The sequence below is a fragment of the Bacillus sp. FSL L8-0193 genome, from assembly GCF_037976065.1.
Lineage (GTDB): Bacteria > Bacillota > Bacilli > Bacillales > Bacillaceae > Bacillus > Bacillus paralicheniformis.
Genome location: NZ_CP150261.1, coordinates 3,412,405 through 3,430,984 on the forward strand (window position 1 = coordinate 3,412,405; position 18,580 = coordinate 3,430,984).

The following is an 18,580-nucleotide window of genomic DNA, read 5'->3' on the forward strand; positions in this document are numbered from 1 at the left end:
AAAAAGAGCCGAAAAAGCTCTTTTATCGTTAAACACTGTTTACTGATTTTCTTTCAACGATAATGCCTGTATCCGGGACATGAAGGCAGTCCACTTCACAATGTGGAAACTTAGAAGCAAGCTGATCTCTCAGCGCGTCTCCCTTTCCTTTTTCAATAAAGGAAAGGATCGTCGGTCCTGCTCCGCTTAAAGCGGTCCCAAACGCGCCGTTTTTGCCTGCTTCATGCTCCACTTTAGAAAGCTCAGGGACGAGCGCCCTTCGGTAAGGCTGATGAAAGAGGTCTTTTTGCATCATGCGGCCGACAAGCTTCCAATCTTTCGCCATCAGTCCGGCGACGAGCATATTGCTGACCGCGCTTGCTTCCACCGCTTTCGGATAAGAGAGGCTTTCGGGAAGAACATCCCGCGCATCTTTTGTCAGCACTTCATAAAAAGGAATGACGACAACGACATCCAAATCGATGTCTTTCATCGAAACCATCTCTGTTTCATCTTCTTCATGAAGTCCGATGACAAGCCCGCCGAAAAGCGATGCTCCGGCATTGTCAGGATGGCCTTCTTCAAGGCTTGCAAAATGGAGTTTCTCGCGGTCAGAGAGTTTTAAATCGGCAAGTTCGTTCGCCAGCTCAATCGCAGCGGCAATTGCGGCTGCGCTGCTGCCGAGACCGCGCGCCAGCGGAATATCGCTCCACACTTTGACGAGGCTTGGCGGAAGGTCTTTTCCGAAGTGTGCAGCGGTCCGTTTGGCCACCTGGTAAATTAAATTATCCGTCCCTTCAGGAATTCCCGCTACGACTTCTGTTTCAGCCTCAAAACGCCACTCATCATGAGGAAAAACAGACAGTCTCAAATAACGGGACAGCGCCATGCCGACTGAATCAAAGCCCGGGCCCAGATTGGCCGTGCTTCCGGGAACCGTAACGGAAAACAGCATGTCAGCCTCAGTCATACACGAGCGGCTCCTTTTAAGTGTTCGAGAATGGCTTCTTCATCTGTCGGCAGTGTGACAGGTTTGATCTGCGACACATCAACGGCTGTGTTCGGATCTTTCAAGCCGTTTCCGGTTAAGACGGCGACAACTTTCGCCCCCGGCTGAATCTCTTTCGTTTCCAGCTGTTTCAGTACGCCGGCAATAGATGCGCACGATCCCGGTTCTGCAAATACGCCTTCTTCTCTTGCCAGGAGCTGATAAGCGTGCAGGATCTCTTCGTCTGACACTTCATCGATTTTTCCGTTCGATTCTTTTGCAGCATTGACCGCTTTGTCCCAGCTTGCCGGATTTCCGATTCTGATCGCTGTCGCAACGGTTTCCGGCTTTTCAATTACTTTGTTTTTGACAATCGGGGCCGCGCCTTCCGCCTGAAAACCTCTCATGACCGGCAGGCCTGTGCCGTTTTTCTCATGATATTCTTTAAAGCCTTTCCAGTAAGCCGTAATATTTCCGGCATTCCCGACAGGAATTGCAAGGATGTCAGGCGCTTCGCCCAGCTGTTCACAAATTTCAAAGGAAGCGGTTTTCTGTCCTTCAATCCGGTAAGGATTCACAGAGTTGACGAGTGCAATCGGCTCTTTCTCGCAAATGCTGCGCACCATTTTCAGGGCATCGTCGAAGTTTCCGTCGATCGCAATGATTTTAGCGCCGTACATGACGGCTTGGGCCAACTTTCCGAAGGCGATTTTGCCGTCCGGAATAATGACGATGCACTTCATGTTGGCGCGGGCCGCATAAGCCGCAGCAGCAGCTGACGTATTGCCGGTCGAAGCGCACATGATTGTATCATTGCCTTCTTCTTTCGCCTTGGCGACCGCCATGACCATCCCGCGGTCTTTAAAGGAGCCTGTAGGATTGACACCCTCTGTTTTGACATAAAGCTCGATTCCGAGCTTTTTCGAAAGATTTTGCAGATAAATGAGCGGGGTATTTCCTTCGTTCAGCGTCAATTCCGGTGTTTTGTCCGTTACTGGCAAATATTCTTTATATTGATGGATGAGTCCTTTCCACATTAGCTCCAACCGTTCCCTTCTACTCGATAAGTGCTTTTCACCTGATCAACAACCTCAAGATCATTCAGCTTTTGCAAGATATCCGTAAAATCCTCTTCTGACGTATGATGTGTCACAATGACAATCTCAGCCAGGTCATCATGGCCTTTAATCGGAAGCTGCAGAATTTTTTCAAAACTGACGCCTCTTTCCGAAAAAATCGATGTGATTTTTGAAAACGAACCGACCTGATCTTTAACATGAATTCTTAAAAACTGCTGGGCGAAGATTTCAGACGGCGCCTTTATCTTCTTTTCAAACTGCGGATCGACAAAGCTGCTGCCGTTCACGCCGAGACGCATGTTTTTCATGACGGAAACCAAATCTGATACGACGGCGGTCGCAGTCGGCATGCTTCCTGCGCCAGGCCCGTAAAACATCGTTTCCCCGACGGCCTCGCCATACACGTAAACCGCATTGAATTCATTATGGACGGAAGACAGCGGATGATGCTCCGGCAACAATGTCGGCTGGACGCTCACTTCGACTTTTTGTCCGTCGCGCTGGGCGATGCCGATCAGCTTCATCGTATAGCCGAGCCGTTTGCTGAAATTGATGTCTTCATCAGACACTTGGGAAATGCCCTTCACTTTGACATCGTCAAGATCGACATTCATTGAGAAACCGAGCCTGGCCAAAATCGCCATCTTTCTCGCCGCATCAAGACCTTCAACATCAGCTGTCGGGTCCGCTTCGGCGAAGCCGAGCTCCTGCGCTTCTTTCAGCACATCAGCATAAGGCGCGTTTTCTTTATTCATCTTCGTTAAAATGAAGTTGGTCGTTCCATTGACGATACCCATCATTTTCGTAATCCGGTCTGAAGCCAGCCCGTCTTCCAGGCTTCGCAAAATCGGAATCCCGCCGGCGACGCTCGCTTCAAAATAAAGGTCGCAGCCGTTTTCTTTCGCGGCAGCCGTCAGTTCCGATCCATAGAGGGCGATCAAATCTTTATTCGCTGTCACGACATGTTTTTTCGCCTGAAGCGCGTCAAGCAAATAGCGTCTTGTCTCCTCGATTCCCCCGATGACCTCAATGATGACATCCACTTCCGGATCTTGAATGACATCATAAGCTTCCGTCGTCAGAACATCTTTGGAAAGGTCGACATCCCTCTTCTTATCTTTATCTTTTACAAGAACTTTTTGAATCGTAACAGGGCATCCGACTTGGTGTGTCAGCTTATCCTGGTGATCCTGAATAATCTTCACCACACCGCTCCCGACTGTTCCTAATCCTAGCAGCCCCACTCGTATCGCCTTCAATGAAATTCCACCTTTCTCTCTCTTATCGTCCTCTCTCTGAGGACATTTGTAAACACAACACAGACATTTAAGTTACAAACATTATAATGGGGGATTCTTTTTTTGACAAGATGACATTTGCTGAAAAACAAATCATGAAAACGCTTTATACATTGATATAATAAGATTCTATATATTCAGAAATATTTTCGCGAGAAAATCTTCCGACCCGTCAGGCCGGCCGGAAGAAACATCAAATCTCGGTCTTTGCCGGCTTCCCTCCCAGGACAAGCGCAATATTTTCCGCACAAAGCCTCATCATGGCTTCTCTCGTTTCGACAGTGGCGCTGCCGATGTGAGGCAGCGCGGTCACTTGCGGCAGATTGGCGAGCGGGTGATCCTGCTGCACGGGTTCTTCCGCAAAGACGTCGAGTCCTGCGCCGGCAATATCTTTTTCGATCAGGGCTTCATATAAATCGTCTTCATTCACAACCTGTCCTCTTGAGACATTGATAAAAATAGCGGAGCGCTTCATCCTTTTGAATGCGCTGCGGTTAAACAGATGCTTCGTTTCCTCAGTCAGAGGCGTCAGGCATACCACAAAATCCGCCTGTTCGAGCAGTTCGCCAAAGGATAGATAGGATGCGCCCAGTTCGGCTTCCGCCTCGGGATTGCGGGTGCGGTTATGATATAAAATCTCCATGCCAAAGCCTTTCGCCCGCCGGGCGACGGCTTGTCCAATGCTCCCCATCCCGACGATGCCAATCGTTTTATGATGGATATCCGCTCCGGCCAAAAGCAGCGGCCCCCAGCCCGTCCAGTTGCCTTGTCTAATCCAGTCGCTTGCCTCGACGATTCTGCGCGCGGATGCCATCAGCAGAGCAAACGTCAAATCTGCCGTTGACTCTGTCAGCACGCCGGGCGTGTTGCAGCAGATGACGCCATGCTTTTTCGCAGCCTCCACATCGAGGTTGTCATAGCCCACCGCCAAATTGGCCACCACTTTTAAATGCGGCGCACCTTTTAAAAGCTCCTCATCAACTGTGTCGGAAAGCATCGTCAACAGTCCGTGCGCCTTTTTTGCTTTTTCCGCCAGAACGGCGCGCGGGCACGGTTCTTCTTCCTTTTCCCACATCTCAATACGGGCTTCTTCTTTTAACGCAGAAAGCTGTTCTTCCGGTAATTTTCTCGTTACATATACAAACGGTTTGTCCATGCTGCCTCGTTCCTTTCTAAGAGTAGCTTCCAACCAAGCATATCGAAAAAATCCGGAAATGTTAACATGAAGAAAAGAACACCGCGGCGTCTATGGTGTCCTTTTCAGCCAATTGACAGGCGGCATGCTCATAAATCCTGCGGCTCTCATGCCTGCCATTTCTTGAAATCCGTTCAGAAATTGCTCATAAGCCGGCGCTCGAGACAATAAATGGTCGAGTCTGCTTTCAAAATAATGGTGCTCTGATTCAGGAGAAATATAATACCCTTCAACCGTCTCAAAATAGTGGAGCGGAAACAGAAGCCTGCTGTACACCAGCCGTTTAGAAAATGAGGAAAGCGGCGCGGCTTGTTCGTATTGCTGAAAAAACAATGCGATGTCATTGAAGTTTTTCCTTTCGTGAAACAAGCTTCTGGCATATTCCGCAAGATCCCTGGCCGCATGATCAAACACCCATTCCATCGGGATTTTAATAAGCGGCTCGCGCCTTAATGCCTCGCAGGTGAGACGCTGCTGGCAAATCGTCCCGGAGTCGGCGGCCTGCGGCTGATCATCCAATTCGGTATCGGCCAAATATTGAATCGCGTTTTCGGTTAAACCGAGATAATAAGGAAACGATTCGATAAAATGTTTTTCAAAAGGCTGCAGCTGTCTTGCCTGCGTTTTTTGGATCCAGAATTGTTCCAGCTGGTCGAGCCGTTTCCCCCAAAGGTCTTTCCACTGCCCGATCCGCGAGGTTTCTTTTACCTCATAAGGGTATCCTCTTCCCTTCTGATGAAATTCAGCCAGCTCCGCCCCAAATGAAACGGACCTGTTTGTCATGCGGGGAGCAGCTTGAAGCAGTACATATGAGGCGCCATTGTCCTCAAATGTCATCTCCCCGTCCTTTGTCAATATAAAAGATGAAACGTATGGGTCGCGCTGTTCTTGCAAATACTGACTCATACTAAACAATTCCGCCAGCTCATCCTGACTCAAGTGGGATACCGGGACGATCAAAAACATCGAATTCGGGGTATGAAAAGCCTGATAAGACAAGTATGAAGTAAGATCGCGAATATGGATTCCGAATTTTTCTTTGATCAGCTCCTTCATGGACATCACTTCCTGATAAATTTTTCTCCTTCTACACATCGTAATCATGAAGGGATTCGATTATGAATCGATTCGGAAAAAGAGTTCTGAAATCGTTACATTTTTAAGGTTGTTTGTATACACTAAGTAAAAAAAGATTGGGTGAAAATGATGCCGGAAAACAACAGCATGCATCAAATCGAAACAGCAGCAAAAGAATGGCTTGAGAAACGGGGCGTCAAGATTTCGGATATTGCTGATCTTGTCTACGTACTACAAAAGAAATATCATCCAAACTTGACAAAAGAAGAATGTGAAGAGAATGTCAACCGGGTCATGAAAAAACGCGAAGTTCAAAACGCCGTGATCACAGGGATTCAATTGGATATGCTGGGTGAGCAAAGAAAGCTCATGGAACCGCTCCAAACCTTAATCGAGACAGATGAAAGCTTGTACGGCGTCGATGAAATCTTATCCTTCTCCATTGTGAATTTGTATGGATCAATCGGTTATACAAACTATGGATATATCGATAAAATCAAACCGGGAGTGCTCGCACGTTTAAACGATAAATCAACAGGCGAATGCCACACGTTTTTGGATGATATCGTCGGAGCGATTGCGGCAGCCGCATCCAGCAGACTGGCGCATCGAGCAAAAGATGCGGAATAAGCCATTAAAAAACACTTGTCCTTAAAAGACAAGTGTTTTTTTGCGGTTTAGATGCGATCCATCCAGTCTGTTAAAGAATCAATGACATATGTCGGCTTTTCCTGGTAGGCTTCAAGGTGTTCTTTTTTGGTCACGCCCGTATGAACGAGAAGCGTGTCCATCCCGGAATTCATTCCCGCCATAATATCCGTATCATAATTGTCACCGACCATCAGCGTTTCACTGATATTTGTGCCGAGCACCTTCATCGCCTGCTCCATGATGATCGGCTCCGGCTTGCCGATAAAAATAGGCTCTGTCTGCGTAGAAACGGTTAATACTGATGTGAGAGAACCATTGCCCGGCAATAGTCCTCTTTCTGTAGGAATAGCGATATCGCCGTTAGTCGAGATGAATGTAGCGCCGTTGCGGATGGCAAGGCAACCGACGGCTAGCTTTTCGTATGTAATGCCGCGGTCGATACCGACGACGACGAAGTCGGCGTCTTCTTCGCCGAATGCCAGTCCTTTTTCCTCAATGGCCTGGCGGATGCCTTCCTCACCGATCACATATACGGAAGCATCCGGTTTTTGTTCGGCGATAAAATTGGCGGTCGCCATGCTGGTTGTGAATACCTGGCTCTCTTCGGCCGGAATATCAAATGAAACAAGCTTGTCCGCCACTTGCTTCGGCGTGCGCGACGAATTGTTTGTGACGAACAGATACGGGATGCTCCGTTCTTTCAGCTTCCTTACGAATTCGCATGCTTCTTCGATTTTTTCCGTCCCTTTGTACATTGTTCCATCCAGATCAATTAAGTATCCTTTGTATGTTTTCATGTTGTACACTCCAGTTTTGTTTAGTGCGGTTTGAATGCGGATACCGGACCGAGCTCATGGTTTAAATAATCGCGGATCCGCGCCGGAAATTTCTCAAGCGTTTCCGCATGCCTGCTGAGCAGCATGTCCAATTCTTCATGGTTGACATTCAAGTAGTCTTGAACCAATGTCTTCCGATAGGCGATCAAATGTTTCAGACTGTCGCCTTCCGCTTGGCTGACAACCTTTTCATCGGTCAGTATATCCATAATGTCGTCATAGCTTCCAGGATCTCTCATAATAAAGCCGTCAATCATATCGTTCCCTATATCCAATATACATTCGATCAGCGTGTGGCCGATTCGTTCGAGCGCTTTTTTTTCGACGTCGGAAGTCCATTCCTCCTGTGTTTGATAAAGCCGCAGCTCCTCTTCCAGGAAGTTCAGCGTGTTTTCGATTTTGTGTCGATCGACAAAATACATCATCAGAGCATCCCCTTTTATGATCGCTTATTTTCGCAGACGTTTTAAAACAAAGTAGGCACATCCGAAATTACAGTACTCGTAAATATATTCATCAAGCGTGCTGATCTTCGTATCAAATGTGGCCTTTTGATTTTGATCGTCAAAAAAGCCTTTCAGCCTCAGCTGGCTGTATCCCCAATCCCCGACGATGTAGTCATATTTATTTAAAATGTCGGAGTATCTGGCTTTAAACGCTTCTTCGTTAAAACCGTTTTTCACATCTTTGACGACTTCAAATGCAGCGTTCTGAACGACAATCATTCTTTTCACCTCTTTTATATGATAATTCAAACCCGTGCCGCCATCAATTGCTAAGAATAAATCCTCCCCGTTGGAAAAGCTATAAAAGAGGAGGAAAAGCAGAATGAATAAAAAAATTCTTTTAGCAGGGCTGCTGGCGGTGCCTTTAGCAGGATGCCAGACAGCCTTAAATGATACCGAACACAATATATATGACGAAGACGGAAATACCGTTCACGTTGCAGACAAGAACCCTCAATATCATGAAAAGTTCAGAAATGACAACCGGAAAGGCAGATTCGGATATGCGCGCCATCAGGCAACTCCAGTCGCAAACAAGGAAGAAATGCAGGCGCCTCAAATTGATCGGGAAGAAATGGCGCATATTATATCTAGTTTAACGGTTCAGCTTCCCAATATTCAAGATGCCTCAGCACTTGTGACAGACGAAGAAGCGCTTGTCGTGTACAAAACGGACTCTGGGCAGCGCGAACAGACGGCTGACCAAGTTAAAAAGACGGCGGCATCCGTCATTCCGAGGTATTACCACATCTATATTTCCGATGATCCGGATATGATGCAATCCGTCGCCAACTTCAGCCGGCTTGGAGCCAATTCAAGAAACGTTGATCAGCTGATGGCCGATACGATTAAGGAAATGCAAAAATCACCGCAAGGCAAAACAACGACAGGTACAGATGAAAACGGCCTTGACGGAAAAGGAAAAGCGACCGAATCCTGACCTGAAAATAAGAAAAACGCCAGCGCAAACGGCTGGCGTTTTTTCATCCAATGTTATGCCTGTGCCTGGCGTTTTTTAGACGCTTCATTCACCTGTTCATCGGCATGGTATGAAGAGCGGACGAGCGGCCCTGCTTCACAGTGGCTGAAGCCTTTTTCCATGGCGATTTCTTTCAGTTCGGCAAACTCGTCAGGATGGTAATATTTCTGTACTTTAATATGTTTTTTGGACGGCTGTAGATACTGGCCGATTGCCATGATGTCGACGTTGTTCGCAAGAAGGTCGTCCATTGTTTCGATGATTTCTTCTTTTGTTTCGCCGAGGCCGATCATGATGCTGGATTTCGTCGGGATGTCCGGCTGCATCTCTTTGGCACGGCGCAAAAATTCCAATGATCTTTCGTATGTAGCTCTCGCACGGACTCTCGGCGTCAGGCGGCGGACCGTCTCAATATTATGGTTTAAAATATCCGGACGCGTATCCATCAGCGTTTTCAAATTATGATAGTCTCCGCCCATGTCAGACGGGAGAACTTCGATTGTTGTAAACGGGCTTTTTCTCCGGACGGCGCGTACGGTTTCAGCGAATACCCCTGCTCCTCCGTCTTTTAAATCGTCACGGGCAACGGCTGTAATGACCGCGTGTTTCAGATTCATGATGCTCACAGAATCCGCGACTCTTTCCGGCTCATTCAAGTCAAGTTCTGTCGGCAGCCCCGTCTTCACCGCACAGAAGCGGCAGGCTCTCGTACAGACAGATCCGAGAATCATAAAGGTTGCGGTACGTCTGACGGCCCAGCATTCGTGGATGTTCGGGCATTTCGCCTCTTCACAGACCGTATGGAGGTTGTTTTCCCGCATTAATTTTTTTAAGCCCGTATAGTTTTCATTTGTATTCAGCTTGATCTTAAGCCATTCGGGCTTTCTTAGGTGCTCGTCTTTCTTTGCCAATTCCATCATCTCCATTGTGGATTGTAGTCATGTTCAATACGAAATTTGTGACATAGCGCCGGATGTGTCCCTCTGCTTTGGAACCGCTTAAATTAAAATTGCTAAATCTTCATCTTTAGTCACTTTAACATAGTACAGATTTGTGAACAAGAGCTTGATTAGTCAAGATGGAATTTCTAACATTTTCTTATTATCGATTTCCGCAGATGTCACAAACTAACCGTATTCAAACTGAAAGGAGCTAAGGACACTGTGAAAGCTGTATTATCCGTTCTCATCCTCCTTTTGCTCATATCGCAGCCGTGCGCTCTTGCAAAGGAGAAAAAAGAGCCCGATCTGCAAAAGAGAATGGCCCTTTATCATAAAACAGAAGCTGCAACCCATATTCCTTGGTATGTTTTCGCGGCTGTCGACCAATACGAAATCAACATCCGCAAAAACCGCAAGGACTTGCCGAAGCAAAAAGGGCACACCGGGATATATATTCCGCAAAGCGTGTGGAGCGGACCTGAAAACCCCAACCCGAAAGATACATCGCCGCTCAGCATCAAGGTTTTTGACGGAATTGGAATGGACGGAAACGGAGACGGACTGGCGGAACCGGATCAGGATGAAGACGTCCTTTATACGTTTGGACAATACTTGTTGACATACGGAAGAGACATAGAAAATATCCGCATCGGCCTGTGGGAGTTTTACGAAAGGGATCAGACGGTCGGCATCATATCAGGCTTTATCAGGCTTTTTCAAAAATACGGCCACATTGATTTGAGCAAGCACGCCTTTCCTCTTCCCGTAAGATCAGATTACAGCTATAGAAGCACATGGGGAGATGCCCGCGGATTCGGGGGCAGGCGGATTCACGAAGGGACGGATTTGTTCGCCCATTATGGCCTCCCCGTCCGGTCGACATGCTACGGTATTGTTGAAATGAAAGGCTGGAACCGTTTCGGCGGTTGGCGGATCGGAATCAGAGACATCAACAATACGTACCATTATTTCGCTCATTTGAACGGATTCACAAAAGGCTTGAAAGTGGGAGAAATCGTCGAACCCGGCCAAGTGATCGGCTCGGTCGGAGCAACGGGATACGGGCCGCCGGGGACATCGGGAAAATTCCCGCCCCATCTTCACTACGGCATGTATAAAGACAACGGAAGAACCGAATGGTCTTTTGACCCTTATCCTCATTTAAGGGCATGGGAACGGAAAGAGCTTCGAAAGAAAAAATAAAAGACATCCCTATTTCAGAAGAATAGGGATGTCTTCTTTTCAGAGATTAACCGGCTTGGCTTTTCTTGCTTTTCACAACCGCATTGATGATGCTTGCGGCCAAGCCTCCCCAAATAATGACGATGCCGATTACCATCATTGCTATAGATGCGCCGTTCATGAGGAAACCTCCTTGTCATGTTGAAATGGCGTATATTTCAGTTCGTTCTTCCATTTTGAAAGTGAAAGGATAAACCCGGCTGCGATCGCTCCAACAGCGACGCACCATCCCCATTTCAGGAGAAACTCTACCGGCAGATCACCGTAGGCTGTTGTGATATTCGTCTTGATATTATCAAACATCATATACCCCAGAACAATCGGTGTGACGACGCTCAGGCAGATTCTCCACCAGGCGCCGAGCTGAATGTCGGAAACCGAATTGGCGTGAGCCTGCAAAGCTTTCAGCTCTTTCGCAAACCATGCAATCGCAACGACTTCGATCAATCCGGCAAGCGCCACTCCGAAATTGTTGATAAAGTAATCGGCTGCATCGAGAAAGAACAGTCCGCCTTTTGTCGCAAATACGAGCGAACACAATGCAGCAGCCCCTCCGCCGAACAGGACGGCTTTCCGCCGCGGAACGTTGAACTTATCCTGAATCGCGGCAACATATGTTTCAGAGATCGAAATGAGAGACGACAGACCTGCCAAAACTAGCGAACCAAAGAATAAAAACCCGAAAAGCACATTAAACGCCGGAAACTCATTGATGATTTGCGGAAAGACGACGAACGCCAAACCGATTCCGGAAGAGACGACCTCTTTAACTGGAACGCCCTGCTGCGCGGCCATAAAGCCCAGCGCACTGAATACCCCGATCCCGGCCAGCAGCTCGAACGACGAATTCCCGAAGCCGGTGATGAACGCATTGTTTGTAACATCGGATTTTTTCGGCAAATAGCTGGAATACGTAATCATGATGGCAAACGCGATCGACAGACTGAAGAAAATTTGGCCGTATGCCGCCACCCAAACTTTTCCGTTTGTTATCTGGCTCCAATCAGGCGTGAAAAACGCATTCAGCCCTTGAGCAGCCCCGTCAAGTGTAATCGAATAAATGACGATGATTAAAAATAAGACCACAAGCAGCGGAATGAAAATGCGGTTCGCAATTTCGATTCCTTTTTTGACTCCGGCAAATAAAATGCCTAAGGAAACAATCCAGACAATCGCGAGCGGAATCAGGACGCCCGGCACGAAGCCTCCGAATTGCCCGATGGCTCCTCCTCCAATATCAACTCTGTTTAAATATTCAGTCATTAGAAAATTTTCTGTATCTTTACCCCAGCCTAAATTGAAAGAAAAGACAGTGTAAGAAATGGCCCATGCCACGATCACGGCATAATACGTCGAGATGACAAATGAGATGGCGACCTGCCACCAGCCGATCCACTCCTTTCCTTTCCCCATCCGGGCATAGGATAGCGGGGCTGAGCCCCTGTATTTATGGCCGATTGTAAATTCCATGATGAGAAGAGGGATTCCTGCTGTCAAAAGCGCGAACAAATATGGCAGAAAGAACGCGCCTCCTCCGTTTTCATAAGCTACAGCCGGGAACCTCCATATATTCCCCAAACCGATCGCAGAACCGACAGCTGCTAAAATAAAACCCGCTCTTGTTCCCCATTGCGGACGACTATCCATAAGCTTCCTCCTTTACCTTATTGAAACATCTGAAAACAATGAATTTTCTAATAATTATTATTATTGAATAGTATATACAGTCTTTTTGCCTAAGTCAAAGTATTTTTTTAAGAAAATAGACACATTCTGTTTCCAGGACGCAAAAAAAAGCATTCTGCCTGATGTGTGCAGAACGCCTGGAAATCATTGCTTATTTTGTTCCTTTTTTTGTTCTGTTTTTTCATCCTTTGAAGGGATTTGAATCGATGGCGCCGTCTGGCTGCCGTTGCCGCTGTAGAAGTCGGGTACTTCGCCGTGCACGGCTTGAATCGTTGCCGGAATCGTATTTTTAACAACCGCCGTTTTTGTCGCAAACGGTATGACGACACGGACCTTGACTTCGACAAGAACACCGACATTTATTAAAGCATTATTAATTCCATATGGTTCGACACTATGTTTAAAATCTGTAAAGACATCCCCCACAACATTAAGCCGTACAGGTATTTTCGGCCCTAGGTTTCCAAGAAGCGTGTTTCCCGTTGCCTGACCTAGAGGAATATTATAGATTACACCATCATTCTTACCTTCGGGAGTTTTCGCAGAAGAATTAAATTCTTCGGTTTCTGTTTCCTTCAGCTTTTCGTGAAGTTGTTTCGTAATTTTCGAATGCATACCACGAAGACCATGAGAGTTGAAATCAATTGTTGTTACTTTTCCATTTTCATTCGTCTTCATTTCTACTAGATTTTGCACATTTTCATCTTGGCTCATATAATCCTCGACGGCTTCCTGGATGACGTGCGTCGCAATCCGGTTCGTTTCCATTTCAGCGATGTTCAGAAGCGTCGGTTTGATGGATGAGTTGATGATCAACAGGCTGATGGCCGTTGAAAAAATAAAAAATACAAACGAAAGCAGCATGACATATCGAAAAGGCAAAGGTCCTCTTTTTGACAGAGGGCCGCGAAATCTTCGCAAGCAAAATCCCCCCTTACATCACAAGTGTATGCTTGTAAGAGGGGATATACGATTCAATCAGACAACTTTATTTCACCATTTTTAAAAGGGCTTCTTTTCCGCTCATTCCGGGATGGATGCCGAGCTCTCTGGCCGCATCGGTTACAGATTCAAGCGGTGCTTCGAGAAGCTGATCGATCGTCCGCACGCCGACGGCTCTGGCGGCGACGATTTTCCGTTCTTTTAATTTATCATTCAGCAGGGCGACGTCAAGCGCTCCGCACATAATATATCCATGGTCATTGGTTACCGCCATAAAGTTCGTTTTCGGCAGTTTGACCGTTACAGCCGTAAACGGCTGATCTTCTATCATAATCGGAGTTAAATTTACCATCGCGATCCCTCCTTTACCATTAATGTATGATAAAGCGGGAGACATGTTCCGGTTTACCCCGAATCTTAAAGCATCTGTATTAGAACCGGTTTGCTTTTTTAAGCTTCCAGGCGAGCAGATCGCGCAGGAATTCAGGCATAAAGTACTCGATATCTTCCGCATCGCGGATCGCCGGAAACAGCGTTCCGAGTGTAAACATATCAATCGTGGCGATCGTGTAGAACGCATCATCTTCAATGTCCGCTCCGTTGACAGAGAGCTTTTCCGGGTCAAGGCCGGCATACAGCATTTTCCCCATCACTTCGCCGCGAAAACCGAGCCCTTTAATTCGCAGTTTCTCGGTTTCTTCCGATGATGCATGGAAGATGACCTCTTTCAGCTCACGTCCCGTCAGCTTCAGTTTGACCGGATTAATCGGATGCGGACAGATGCGGTGAACATCCGCTTTCGTCACCGGGCCTTGTGATAGAGACTCCAGTACAATGCCTGAGTTGACCATTCCGATTTCTGCCTCACACCATTCCTTTAAGGCGTCTGCCAGCATTTGCGGAAGGGCGCTTCTGCGGAACCAGGCGGTTTCAAGGGTGTTGTCCAATGTCGCAATTTCTTCTTCAAGGAGATGTCCGGCTTCTTTCTCTTTTTCCTTCAGAAAACGAATCGTCTCCTCTGATTCTTCGTTCCATTCTGCCGTCTTCATAACGGTTGCTGTGATGTTCTCAAGCGTTCCGTTATACGTCAGTTCAACATGACCGACATAGTTCCCGTATTTTTCGGCGCAGGCCAGCATAACGCCGTCTTTCATCATCCCTTCTTCTAGCAGGTGATGGGTGTGGGAACCGAGAATCAGGTCGATTTCGGGAAAAGCCTCCGCGACGCGCTGATCATCCAAAATGCCGAGGTGTGAAAGAAGAATGACAGTATCGGCTTTTTCTTTGATTTCACTGAGCATCTCGCCGATGCTTTCAAATGCGTCTGCAACCGTCCAGCCAAGCTGCCGGTAGATCGGATAATACGGGACTGTCACACCGAGAATGGCAAGAGTTGCACCGCTCTTCACCTTTTTGAGCACATACGGTGCTGCCCAGCCGGGCCTCTTCCCTTTTTCGTCAAACAAATTGGAAACAACGACAGGAAACTGTGCGTTGTCATAAAGTGTATCCAGCTCCTGATGCGGCAGTGTAATTCCTTCATTATTTCCGATCGTTGCAGCATCATACTGCAGACGGTTCAACAGCTCCACATTCGCTTTTCCGAAGGTGGCCTCAGATATCGGATGGAATCTGTCGACATGATCGCCGAGGTCGAACAAAAGCACTTCTTCCCCCTGCTCTTCATGTTTTTGTCTTTGTGTCTGAATATAATCGACGATTTTCGGCCAGTTTTCAAAATGGCTGTGCAAATCGTTCGTATGGTAAATATGGAGCTTTTCCGTCATGCAAATCTCTCCCTAACGTTTAACTAAACACGCCTTGATAGATTAATCTGATTCCGATGATGATCAATACGAACCTCATGATCAATACGATCGTCTTTGTTTGCATCTTTTTATTAATGTAGGCGCCGAGCTGTCCGCCAAACCAGGCGCCCGGGATCAATGCGAGCGCATAAAGCCAGTTGACATGGCCCGCGATGACATGGCCGGCAGAGCCGGCGACAGATGAAAGGAAAATAATAAACATCGATGTCGCAACGGCGACCCTTGTCGGAAATAAAAACAGAAGAATCATCGCCGGCACCATCAGCGAGCCGCCCCCGATGCCGAAAAGCCCGCCGAGGAAGCCGACGACAAAGGCGATCGCGATTCCGGCTAAAGGATGATATGAATACGTATATTCCTGTCCTTCATCCCCTGTGAACGTTCTGATAACGCCCGTATGCTTTTTCTCGGCAGGTTTCACCCTTTTCTTTATCATTAAGGAAAGGGAAATGAGAATCATAAAAATCCCGAACCATAGAGAAAACGAGTCTGAGCTGAAATATGTCGATACATGGGCACCTGCGATGCTGCCCGGCCCCGAGCCGATGAAAAAAATAAGACCGCTTTTATAATCTACGGTTTTATACTTCATATACGCAATCGTTGAAGAAAGCCCTGTAAATATGATGACAACCAGCGATGTGCCGACCGCCATTTGCGGTGTCACATGGTCAAAGAGCGTCGGCAGCCCCGCCAGAAAAAGGAGCGAGGGAACGATGACGATCCCTCCGCCGAGCCCGACAAGACTGCCGATGGTTCCCGCGATAAATCCGAGTATTAGCAAAATAAGATATTCCATAAAATAAGTCCTCTTTTCTAGCTGAATAAATCGAGCTGCCTTGGCGTAAGCCCTTTGTATTCAATATCGAGCAGCTCCTTCATTTGCTTCCCGTTTTGAGCCGCATCACCGCCTGAATTGTTATTAAACAGCACGTAAACGTTTTTCGACTGCTGTTCAAGCAGCTCAAGGTTTTTCTTCCAGTCTTTTAATTCTTGTTCATTATATAAATATAAATATCTGACCTCACGCCAATTTTGCCCGGAAGACGGCCTTAACCAGCCTTCCTTGTTGCGGCCGTGAAAACGGACGAGCGTTTTCCTGCTGTCAGTCGCATGAAGAACCGTCGGTATGCTGCCTTCGCCCGCCTGGGGTTCATCGCAAATGCTGTGAATCCATTGCTGTTCCTCCATAAAAGCGAGCGTTTTGTCGTAAAACTGGGGCATAAACCATGACCGATGCCTGAATTCAAGCGCACACGGTATATCTCCCATTTTCTCTTTTACCCATCTTAAATAATTGACGTTTTCTTTTTTGCAATCAAACCATGGCGGAAACTGAAAGAGGACCATCGCCAGCTTGCCCGCTTTTATGTATGGCGTTAACGAAAGCCTAAAAGCAGCAAACATGTCGTCTTTCGTTTCAAAGGGGGTTTCCCCGCGCTGATGCCCCGTCATTCCCTGATATGCCTTAATGATAAACTGAAAGGTTTCCGGCGTCTCCTTCACCCATTTTTCATTGTTCCGCTCGGGCTGAATCGCGTAAAAGCTCGCATCAAGCTCGACGATCGGAAAATGCGCCGAATAGTGGATCAGCTTGTTTTGACTGCTTGTCTTGGGCGGATACAGGCTGTCATGATCCCCCCATCCTGTTAATCCAATATAAATCAATGCAGTTCACCTCTTCCTTTAGTTTATCACAGGTTTTTTTCGAAAACTTGATCCAGGTCTGCTTGTAGCATTTCCTTTTTTGCGGCGGAATACTTGAACATGAAAAAGAAGCCGGATGTCCGGCTTCTTTTAACGGGCTTTCTTCGGAAAAAGGGTAAAGCTGAAACTGTACAGAAAATCGATGGCAAGGATGATCGACCATAAAGAAGCGATGCTGATTAACGGTTCTGTTCTTTCCGGGTCGCCGATGAACAGATGCATCCCGGCCAGCAGCGCCGCCCCGATCAGCCATGCGATAAAATGCCGCAACCAGCCTTTGCGCTCTTTTTTGGCGTGTTCCTTGCCGTACTGCGGGCCTTTGTCAGGCTTCGGACCGCCGGCAAAGCGATAGGCGAACCTTTCATCCGCCCATTTGATCATGCGGCTTCCGAACGCGATGCTGACGCCGATATAAACGGCGGCGAGGCCGTGCAAGACATCCGCTTGCGCCCCATTGTACAGATCAAGCGCCGTTGCAGCCAAAAGCAGCAAATCCAAAACCGGTGTGCATGCAAACATGATCAAACCAGCCTTTTTCCAGCCTGCCATATAGCGAAAAATAAGGCCAAGCAGAATAAAAATCCAAAAACCGATCTCACAAGCTATAATCAATAAACCAATCACCTTTTATCCGCCTCTCTTTTTAACACATTTGTACTAAAAAATTATAACACATATGTATTAAATAATACACCCGTGTTATAATGTGTGTATGCCAAAAATAGTTGATCACGAAAAACAAAAAGAAAAAATTGCCGAAGCGGTGTGGAATGTGATTCACAGAGATGGACTTGAACATTGCACCGTCAGAAATGTCGCTAAGGAAGCCGGACTTTCGGCCGGATCGATGCGCCATTATTTTCCTCAACAGTCTGAGCTTTTCATTTATTCAATGAGGCTTGTGGCAAACCGGGTCAAAACGCGGATTGAGAGCATGACATTTAACGGTACACCGGCTGAGAACGTCAAACAGCTTCTTTTTCAGCTTATGCCTCTTGATGAGGAGCGAAAACTGGAAATGGAGGCATGGTATGCATTTACGGCCAAATCGCTCAGCGATCCGGAGCTCAAACCGTTAAGAAAGGAGATGAATGAAGGCATTTATTCAGCATGTAAATCGGCTGTTGAAATGCTGGTGAATACCGGTGCCAAACCGGGGATCGATGTTCTAAAGGAAACCGAGCACCTGTACGCCCTTGTCGACGGGCTGGCGCTTCATTTGATCATGGCCCCTGAAAGGCTGACGGCTGAAATGATCGATTCTGTATTGGCCGGTTATTTAAGATCGTTGGAATAGACACAGATCGATCGGATTGCACCAAAAGAGACTTACACAAAACCACGGAAAAGCAGGCCTCTCAGCCTGCTTTTTTTGATTAATTCTCTTGTTTTAGATTCTCACGGATGTCGCAAAATTGTTTTTTTCTGGTCATCCCACAAAAAACAGCCTGATCACAGGCTGCTTTTTGCGCTTCAGTGAACCGCTTTTGCTTCTCTTTCGTCTGCCTTAAAAATGTATTGATGCACTGCCGTCAAGCACACCCAGCACAGCAATCAGCCCGCCGACGCCGATATCGGTTTTCCTTACGCCTTCCGGGCACACGACGGAAGCGCCTTTCAAAAGCAAGTCAAACGTTTTCATGAG

At 47.2% G+C, this 18,580-nt stretch carries 22 protein-coding genes; 4 read left to right on the plus strand and 18 right to left on the minus strand.

Going from position 1 to position 18,580, the window contains the following annotated elements:
• Positions 1-28: 28 nt before the first annotated feature.
• The 5 genes from thrB to yutH form a co-directional block, all read right to left on the minus strand.
• Positions 29-949: a homoserine kinase gene (gene thrB / locus MHH76_RS17215; protein ID WP_020452837.1), complete on the minus strand. Its 921-nt coding sequence runs from the start codon at positions 947-949 to the stop codon at positions 29-31.
• The gene (gene thrC / locus MHH76_RS17220; protein WP_023856186.1) at positions 946-2,004 is read right to left on the minus strand and encodes a threonine synthase; all 1,059 of its coding nucleotides are present in this window, start codon (positions 2,002-2,004) and stop codon (positions 946-948) included. The genes thrB and thrC overlap by 4 nt, the downstream gene beginning before the upstream one ends.
• Positions 2,004-3,305, minus strand: coding sequence for a homoserine dehydrogenase (locus MHH76_RS17225; RefSeq protein ID WP_020452839.1), 1,302 nt, complete (start codon positions 3,303-3,305; stop codon positions 2,004-2,006). Before MHH76_RS17225 ends, thrC begins: the two co-directional genes overlap by 1 nt.
• A gap of 232 nt (positions 3,306-3,537) precedes the next feature.
• The gene (locus MHH76_RS17230; protein ID WP_023856187.1) at positions 3,538-4,500 is read right to left on the minus strand and encodes a D-glycerate dehydrogenase; all 963 of its coding nucleotides are present in this window, start codon (positions 4,498-4,500) and stop codon (positions 3,538-3,540) included.
• A 90-nt stretch (positions 4,501-4,590) separates the two neighbouring features.
• Positions 4,591-5,601, minus strand: coding sequence for a spore coat putative kinase YutH (gene yutH, locus MHH76_RS17235; RefSeq protein WP_043054461.1), 1,011 nt, complete (start codon positions 5,599-5,601; stop codon positions 4,591-4,593).
• A 144-nt stretch (positions 5,602-5,745) separates the two neighbouring features.
• Between yutH and MHH76_RS17240 the strand changes: the two genes are divergently transcribed.
• A complete protein-coding gene (locus MHH76_RS17240; protein WP_020452842.1) occupies positions 5,746-6,246 on the plus strand; it encodes a phosphatidylglycerophosphatase A in 501 nt (166 codons plus the stop codon).
• A 47-nt stretch (positions 6,247-6,293) separates the two neighbouring features.
• On the opposite strand, the gene MHH76_RS17245 is transcribed toward MHH76_RS17240, so the two are convergent.
• Genes MHH76_RS17245 through MHH76_RS17255 form a run of 3 tightly spaced genes read right to left on the minus strand, consistent with a single transcriptional unit; the run spans position 6,294 to position 7,828 of the window.
• Positions 6,294-7,064, minus strand: a complete 771-nt coding sequence (locus MHH76_RS17245) for a TIGR01457 family HAD-type hydrolase (RefSeq protein ID WP_020452843.1) — start codon at positions 7,062-7,064, stop codon at positions 6,294-6,296.
• Between the two features lie 20 nt (positions 7,065-7,084).
• On the minus strand, positions 7,085-7,525 hold the full coding sequence (locus tag MHH76_RS17250; RefSeq protein WP_023856189.1) for a DUF86 domain-containing protein: 441 nt from the start codon (positions 7,523-7,525) through the stop codon (positions 7,085-7,087).
• A 27-nt stretch (positions 7,526-7,552) separates the two neighbouring features.
• Positions 7,553-7,828 carry a YutD family protein gene (locus MHH76_RS17255; RefSeq protein WP_003184977.1) on the minus strand — a complete coding sequence of 92 codons (276 nt, stop codon included), beginning with the start codon at positions 7,826-7,828 and terminating at the stop codon, positions 7,553-7,555.
• Positions 7,829-7,931: 103 nt separating this feature from the next.
• Here MHH76_RS17255 and MHH76_RS17260 point away from each other — a divergent pair, with 103 nt between their 5' ends.
• Complete coding sequence (locus MHH76_RS17260; RefSeq protein ID WP_020452845.1) at positions 7,932-8,549, plus strand: YhcN/YlaJ family sporulation lipoprotein; 618 nt, start codon at positions 7,932-7,934, stop codon at positions 8,547-8,549.
• Positions 8,550-8,602: 53 nt separating this feature from the next.
• Here the strand turns inward: MHH76_RS17260 and lipA are convergent, their stop codons facing one another.
• The gene (gene lipA, locus MHH76_RS17265) at positions 8,603-9,514 is read right to left on the minus strand and encodes a lipoyl synthase (RefSeq protein WP_256163556.1); all 912 of its coding nucleotides are present in this window, start codon (positions 9,512-9,514) and stop codon (positions 8,603-8,605) included.
• A 237-nt stretch (positions 9,515-9,751) separates the two neighbouring features.
• Here lipA and MHH76_RS17270 point away from each other — a divergent pair, with 237 nt between their 5' ends.
• Positions 9,752-10,732: a M23 family metallopeptidase gene (locus tag MHH76_RS17270; RefSeq protein WP_023856191.1), complete on the plus strand. Its 981-nt coding sequence runs from the start codon at positions 9,752-9,754 to the stop codon at positions 10,730-10,732.
• A gap of 46 nt (positions 10,733-10,778) precedes the next feature.
• On the opposite strand, the gene MHH76_RS17275 is transcribed toward MHH76_RS17270, so the two are convergent.
• From MHH76_RS17275 to MHH76_RS17310, 8 genes are all read right to left on the minus strand, one after another.
• Positions 10,779-10,892 carry a methionine/alanine import family NSS transporter small subunit gene (locus tag MHH76_RS17275; protein WP_003184985.1) on the minus strand — a complete coding sequence of 38 codons (114 nt, stop codon included), beginning with the start codon at positions 10,890-10,892 and terminating at the stop codon, positions 10,779-10,781.
• Positions 10,889-12,418, minus strand: a complete 1,530-nt coding sequence (locus MHH76_RS17280; RefSeq protein WP_043054462.1) for a sodium-dependent transporter — start codon at positions 12,416-12,418, stop codon at positions 10,889-10,891. The genes MHH76_RS17275 and MHH76_RS17280 overlap by 4 nt, the downstream gene beginning before the upstream one ends.
• Before the next feature lie 183 nt (positions 12,419-12,601).
• Positions 12,602-13,378, minus strand: coding sequence for a sporulation protein YunB (gene yunB, locus MHH76_RS17285; RefSeq protein ID WP_023856193.1), 777 nt, complete (start codon positions 13,376-13,378; stop codon positions 12,602-12,604).
• Between the two features lie 67 nt (positions 13,379-13,445).
• Entirely contained in the window at positions 13,446-13,751 is a 306-nt protein-coding gene (locus tag MHH76_RS17290) for a DUF1805 domain-containing protein (protein ID WP_023856194.1), read from the minus strand.
• 79 nt (positions 13,752-13,830) lie between these two features.
• Positions 13,831-15,186, minus strand: coding sequence for a bifunctional UDP-sugar hydrolase/5'-nucleotidase (locus MHH76_RS17295; protein WP_025809804.1), 1,356 nt, complete (start codon positions 15,184-15,186; stop codon positions 13,831-13,833).
• A 19-nt stretch (positions 15,187-15,205) separates the two neighbouring features.
• Positions 15,206-16,027 carry a sulfite exporter TauE/SafE family protein gene (locus MHH76_RS17300; RefSeq protein WP_025809806.1) on the minus strand — a complete coding sequence of 274 codons (822 nt, stop codon included), beginning with the start codon at positions 16,025-16,027 and terminating at the stop codon, positions 15,206-15,208.
• Between the two features lie 17 nt (positions 16,028-16,044).
• Positions 16,045-16,896, minus strand: a complete 852-nt coding sequence (locus MHH76_RS17305) for a DUF72 domain-containing protein (protein ID WP_025809809.1) — start codon at positions 16,894-16,896, stop codon at positions 16,045-16,047.
• Positions 16,897-17,025: 129 nt separating this feature from the next.
• On the minus strand, positions 17,026-17,559 hold the full coding sequence (locus tag MHH76_RS17310) for a membrane protein (RefSeq protein WP_025809811.1): 534 nt from the start codon (positions 17,557-17,559) through the stop codon (positions 17,026-17,028).
• An 88-nt stretch (positions 17,560-17,647) separates the two neighbouring features.
• Here MHH76_RS17310 and MHH76_RS17315 point away from each other — a divergent pair, with 88 nt between their 5' ends.
• Positions 17,648-18,232 carry a TetR/AcrR family transcriptional regulator gene (locus MHH76_RS17315; RefSeq protein ID WP_020452853.1) on the plus strand — a complete coding sequence of 195 codons (585 nt, stop codon included), beginning with the start codon at positions 17,648-17,650 and terminating at the stop codon, positions 18,230-18,232.
• Positions 18,233-18,442: 210 nt separating this feature from the next.
• On the opposite strand, the gene MHH76_RS17320 is transcribed toward MHH76_RS17315, so the two are convergent.
• The gene (locus MHH76_RS17320; RefSeq protein WP_023856197.1) at positions 18,443-18,577 is read right to left on the minus strand and encodes a hypothetical protein; all 135 of its coding nucleotides are present in this window, start codon (positions 18,575-18,577) and stop codon (positions 18,443-18,445) included.
• Positions 18,578-18,580 lie beyond the last annotated feature (3 nt).

What these genes read in the sequence shown, in the direction of transcription:
- thrB (WP_020452837.1), bottom strand. Translation starts at nt 949, where the DNA reads ATGACTGAGGCTGACATGCTGTTTTCCGTTACGGTTCCCGGAAGCACG.
- thrC (WP_023856186.1), bottom strand. Translation starts at nt 2,004, where the DNA reads ATGTGGAAAGGACTCATCCATCAATATAAAGAATATTTGCCAGTAACG.
- MHH76_RS17230 (WP_023856187.1), bottom strand. Translation starts at nt 4,500, where the DNA reads ATGGACAAACCGTTTGTATATGTAACGAGAAAATTACCGGAAGAACAG.
- yutH (WP_043054461.1), bottom strand. Translation starts at nt 5,601, where the DNA reads ATGTCCATGAAGGAGCTGATCAAAGAAAAATTCGGAATCCATATTCGC.
- MHH76_RS17240 (WP_020452842.1), top strand. Translation starts at nt 5,746, where the DNA reads ATGCCGGAAAACAACAGCATGCATCAAATCGAAACAGCAGCAAAAGAA.
- MHH76_RS17245 (WP_020452843.1), bottom strand. Translation starts at nt 7,064, where the DNA reads ATGAAAACATACAAAGGATACTTAATTGATCTGGATGGAACAATGTAC.
- MHH76_RS17250 (WP_023856189.1), bottom strand. Translation starts at nt 7,525, where the DNA reads ATGTATTTTGTCGATCGACACAAAATCGAAAACACGCTGAACTTCCTG.
- MHH76_RS17255 (WP_003184977.1), bottom strand. Translation starts at nt 7,828, where the DNA reads ATGATTGTCGTTCAGAACGCTGCATTTGAAGTCGTCAAAGATGTGAAA.
- MHH76_RS17260 (WP_020452845.1), top strand. Translation starts at nt 7,932, where the DNA reads ATGAATAAAAAAATTCTTTTAGCAGGGCTGCTGGCGGTGCCTTTAGCA.
- lipA (WP_256163556.1), bottom strand. Translation starts at nt 9,514, where the DNA reads ATGGAGATGATGGAATTGGCAAAGAAAGACGAGCACCTAAGAAAGCCC.
- MHH76_RS17275 (WP_003184985.1), bottom strand. Translation starts at nt 10,892, where the DNA reads ATGAACGGCGCATCTATAGCAATGATGGTAATCGGCATCGTCATTATT.
- MHH76_RS17280 (WP_043054462.1), bottom strand. Translation starts at nt 12,418, where the DNA reads ATGGATAGTCGTCCGCAATGGGGAACAAGAGCGGGTTTTATTTTAGCA.
- MHH76_RS17290 (WP_023856194.1), bottom strand. Translation starts at nt 13,751, where the DNA reads ATGGTAAATTTAACTCCGATTATGATAGAAGATCAGCCGTTTACGGCT.
- MHH76_RS17295 (WP_025809804.1), bottom strand. Translation starts at nt 15,186, where the DNA reads ATGACGGAAAAGCTCCATATTTACCATACGAACGATTTGCACAGCCAT.
- MHH76_RS17300 (WP_025809806.1), bottom strand. Translation starts at nt 16,027, where the DNA reads ATGGAATATCTTATTTTGCTAATACTCGGATTTATCGCGGGAACCATC.
- MHH76_RS17315 (WP_020452853.1), top strand. Translation starts at nt 17,648, where the DNA reads ATGCCAAAAATAGTTGATCACGAAAAACAAAAAGAAAAAATTGCCGAA.
- MHH76_RS17320 (WP_023856197.1), bottom strand. Translation starts at nt 18,577, where the DNA reads ATGAAAACGTTTGACTTGCTTTTGAAAGGCGCTTCCGTCGTGTGCCCG.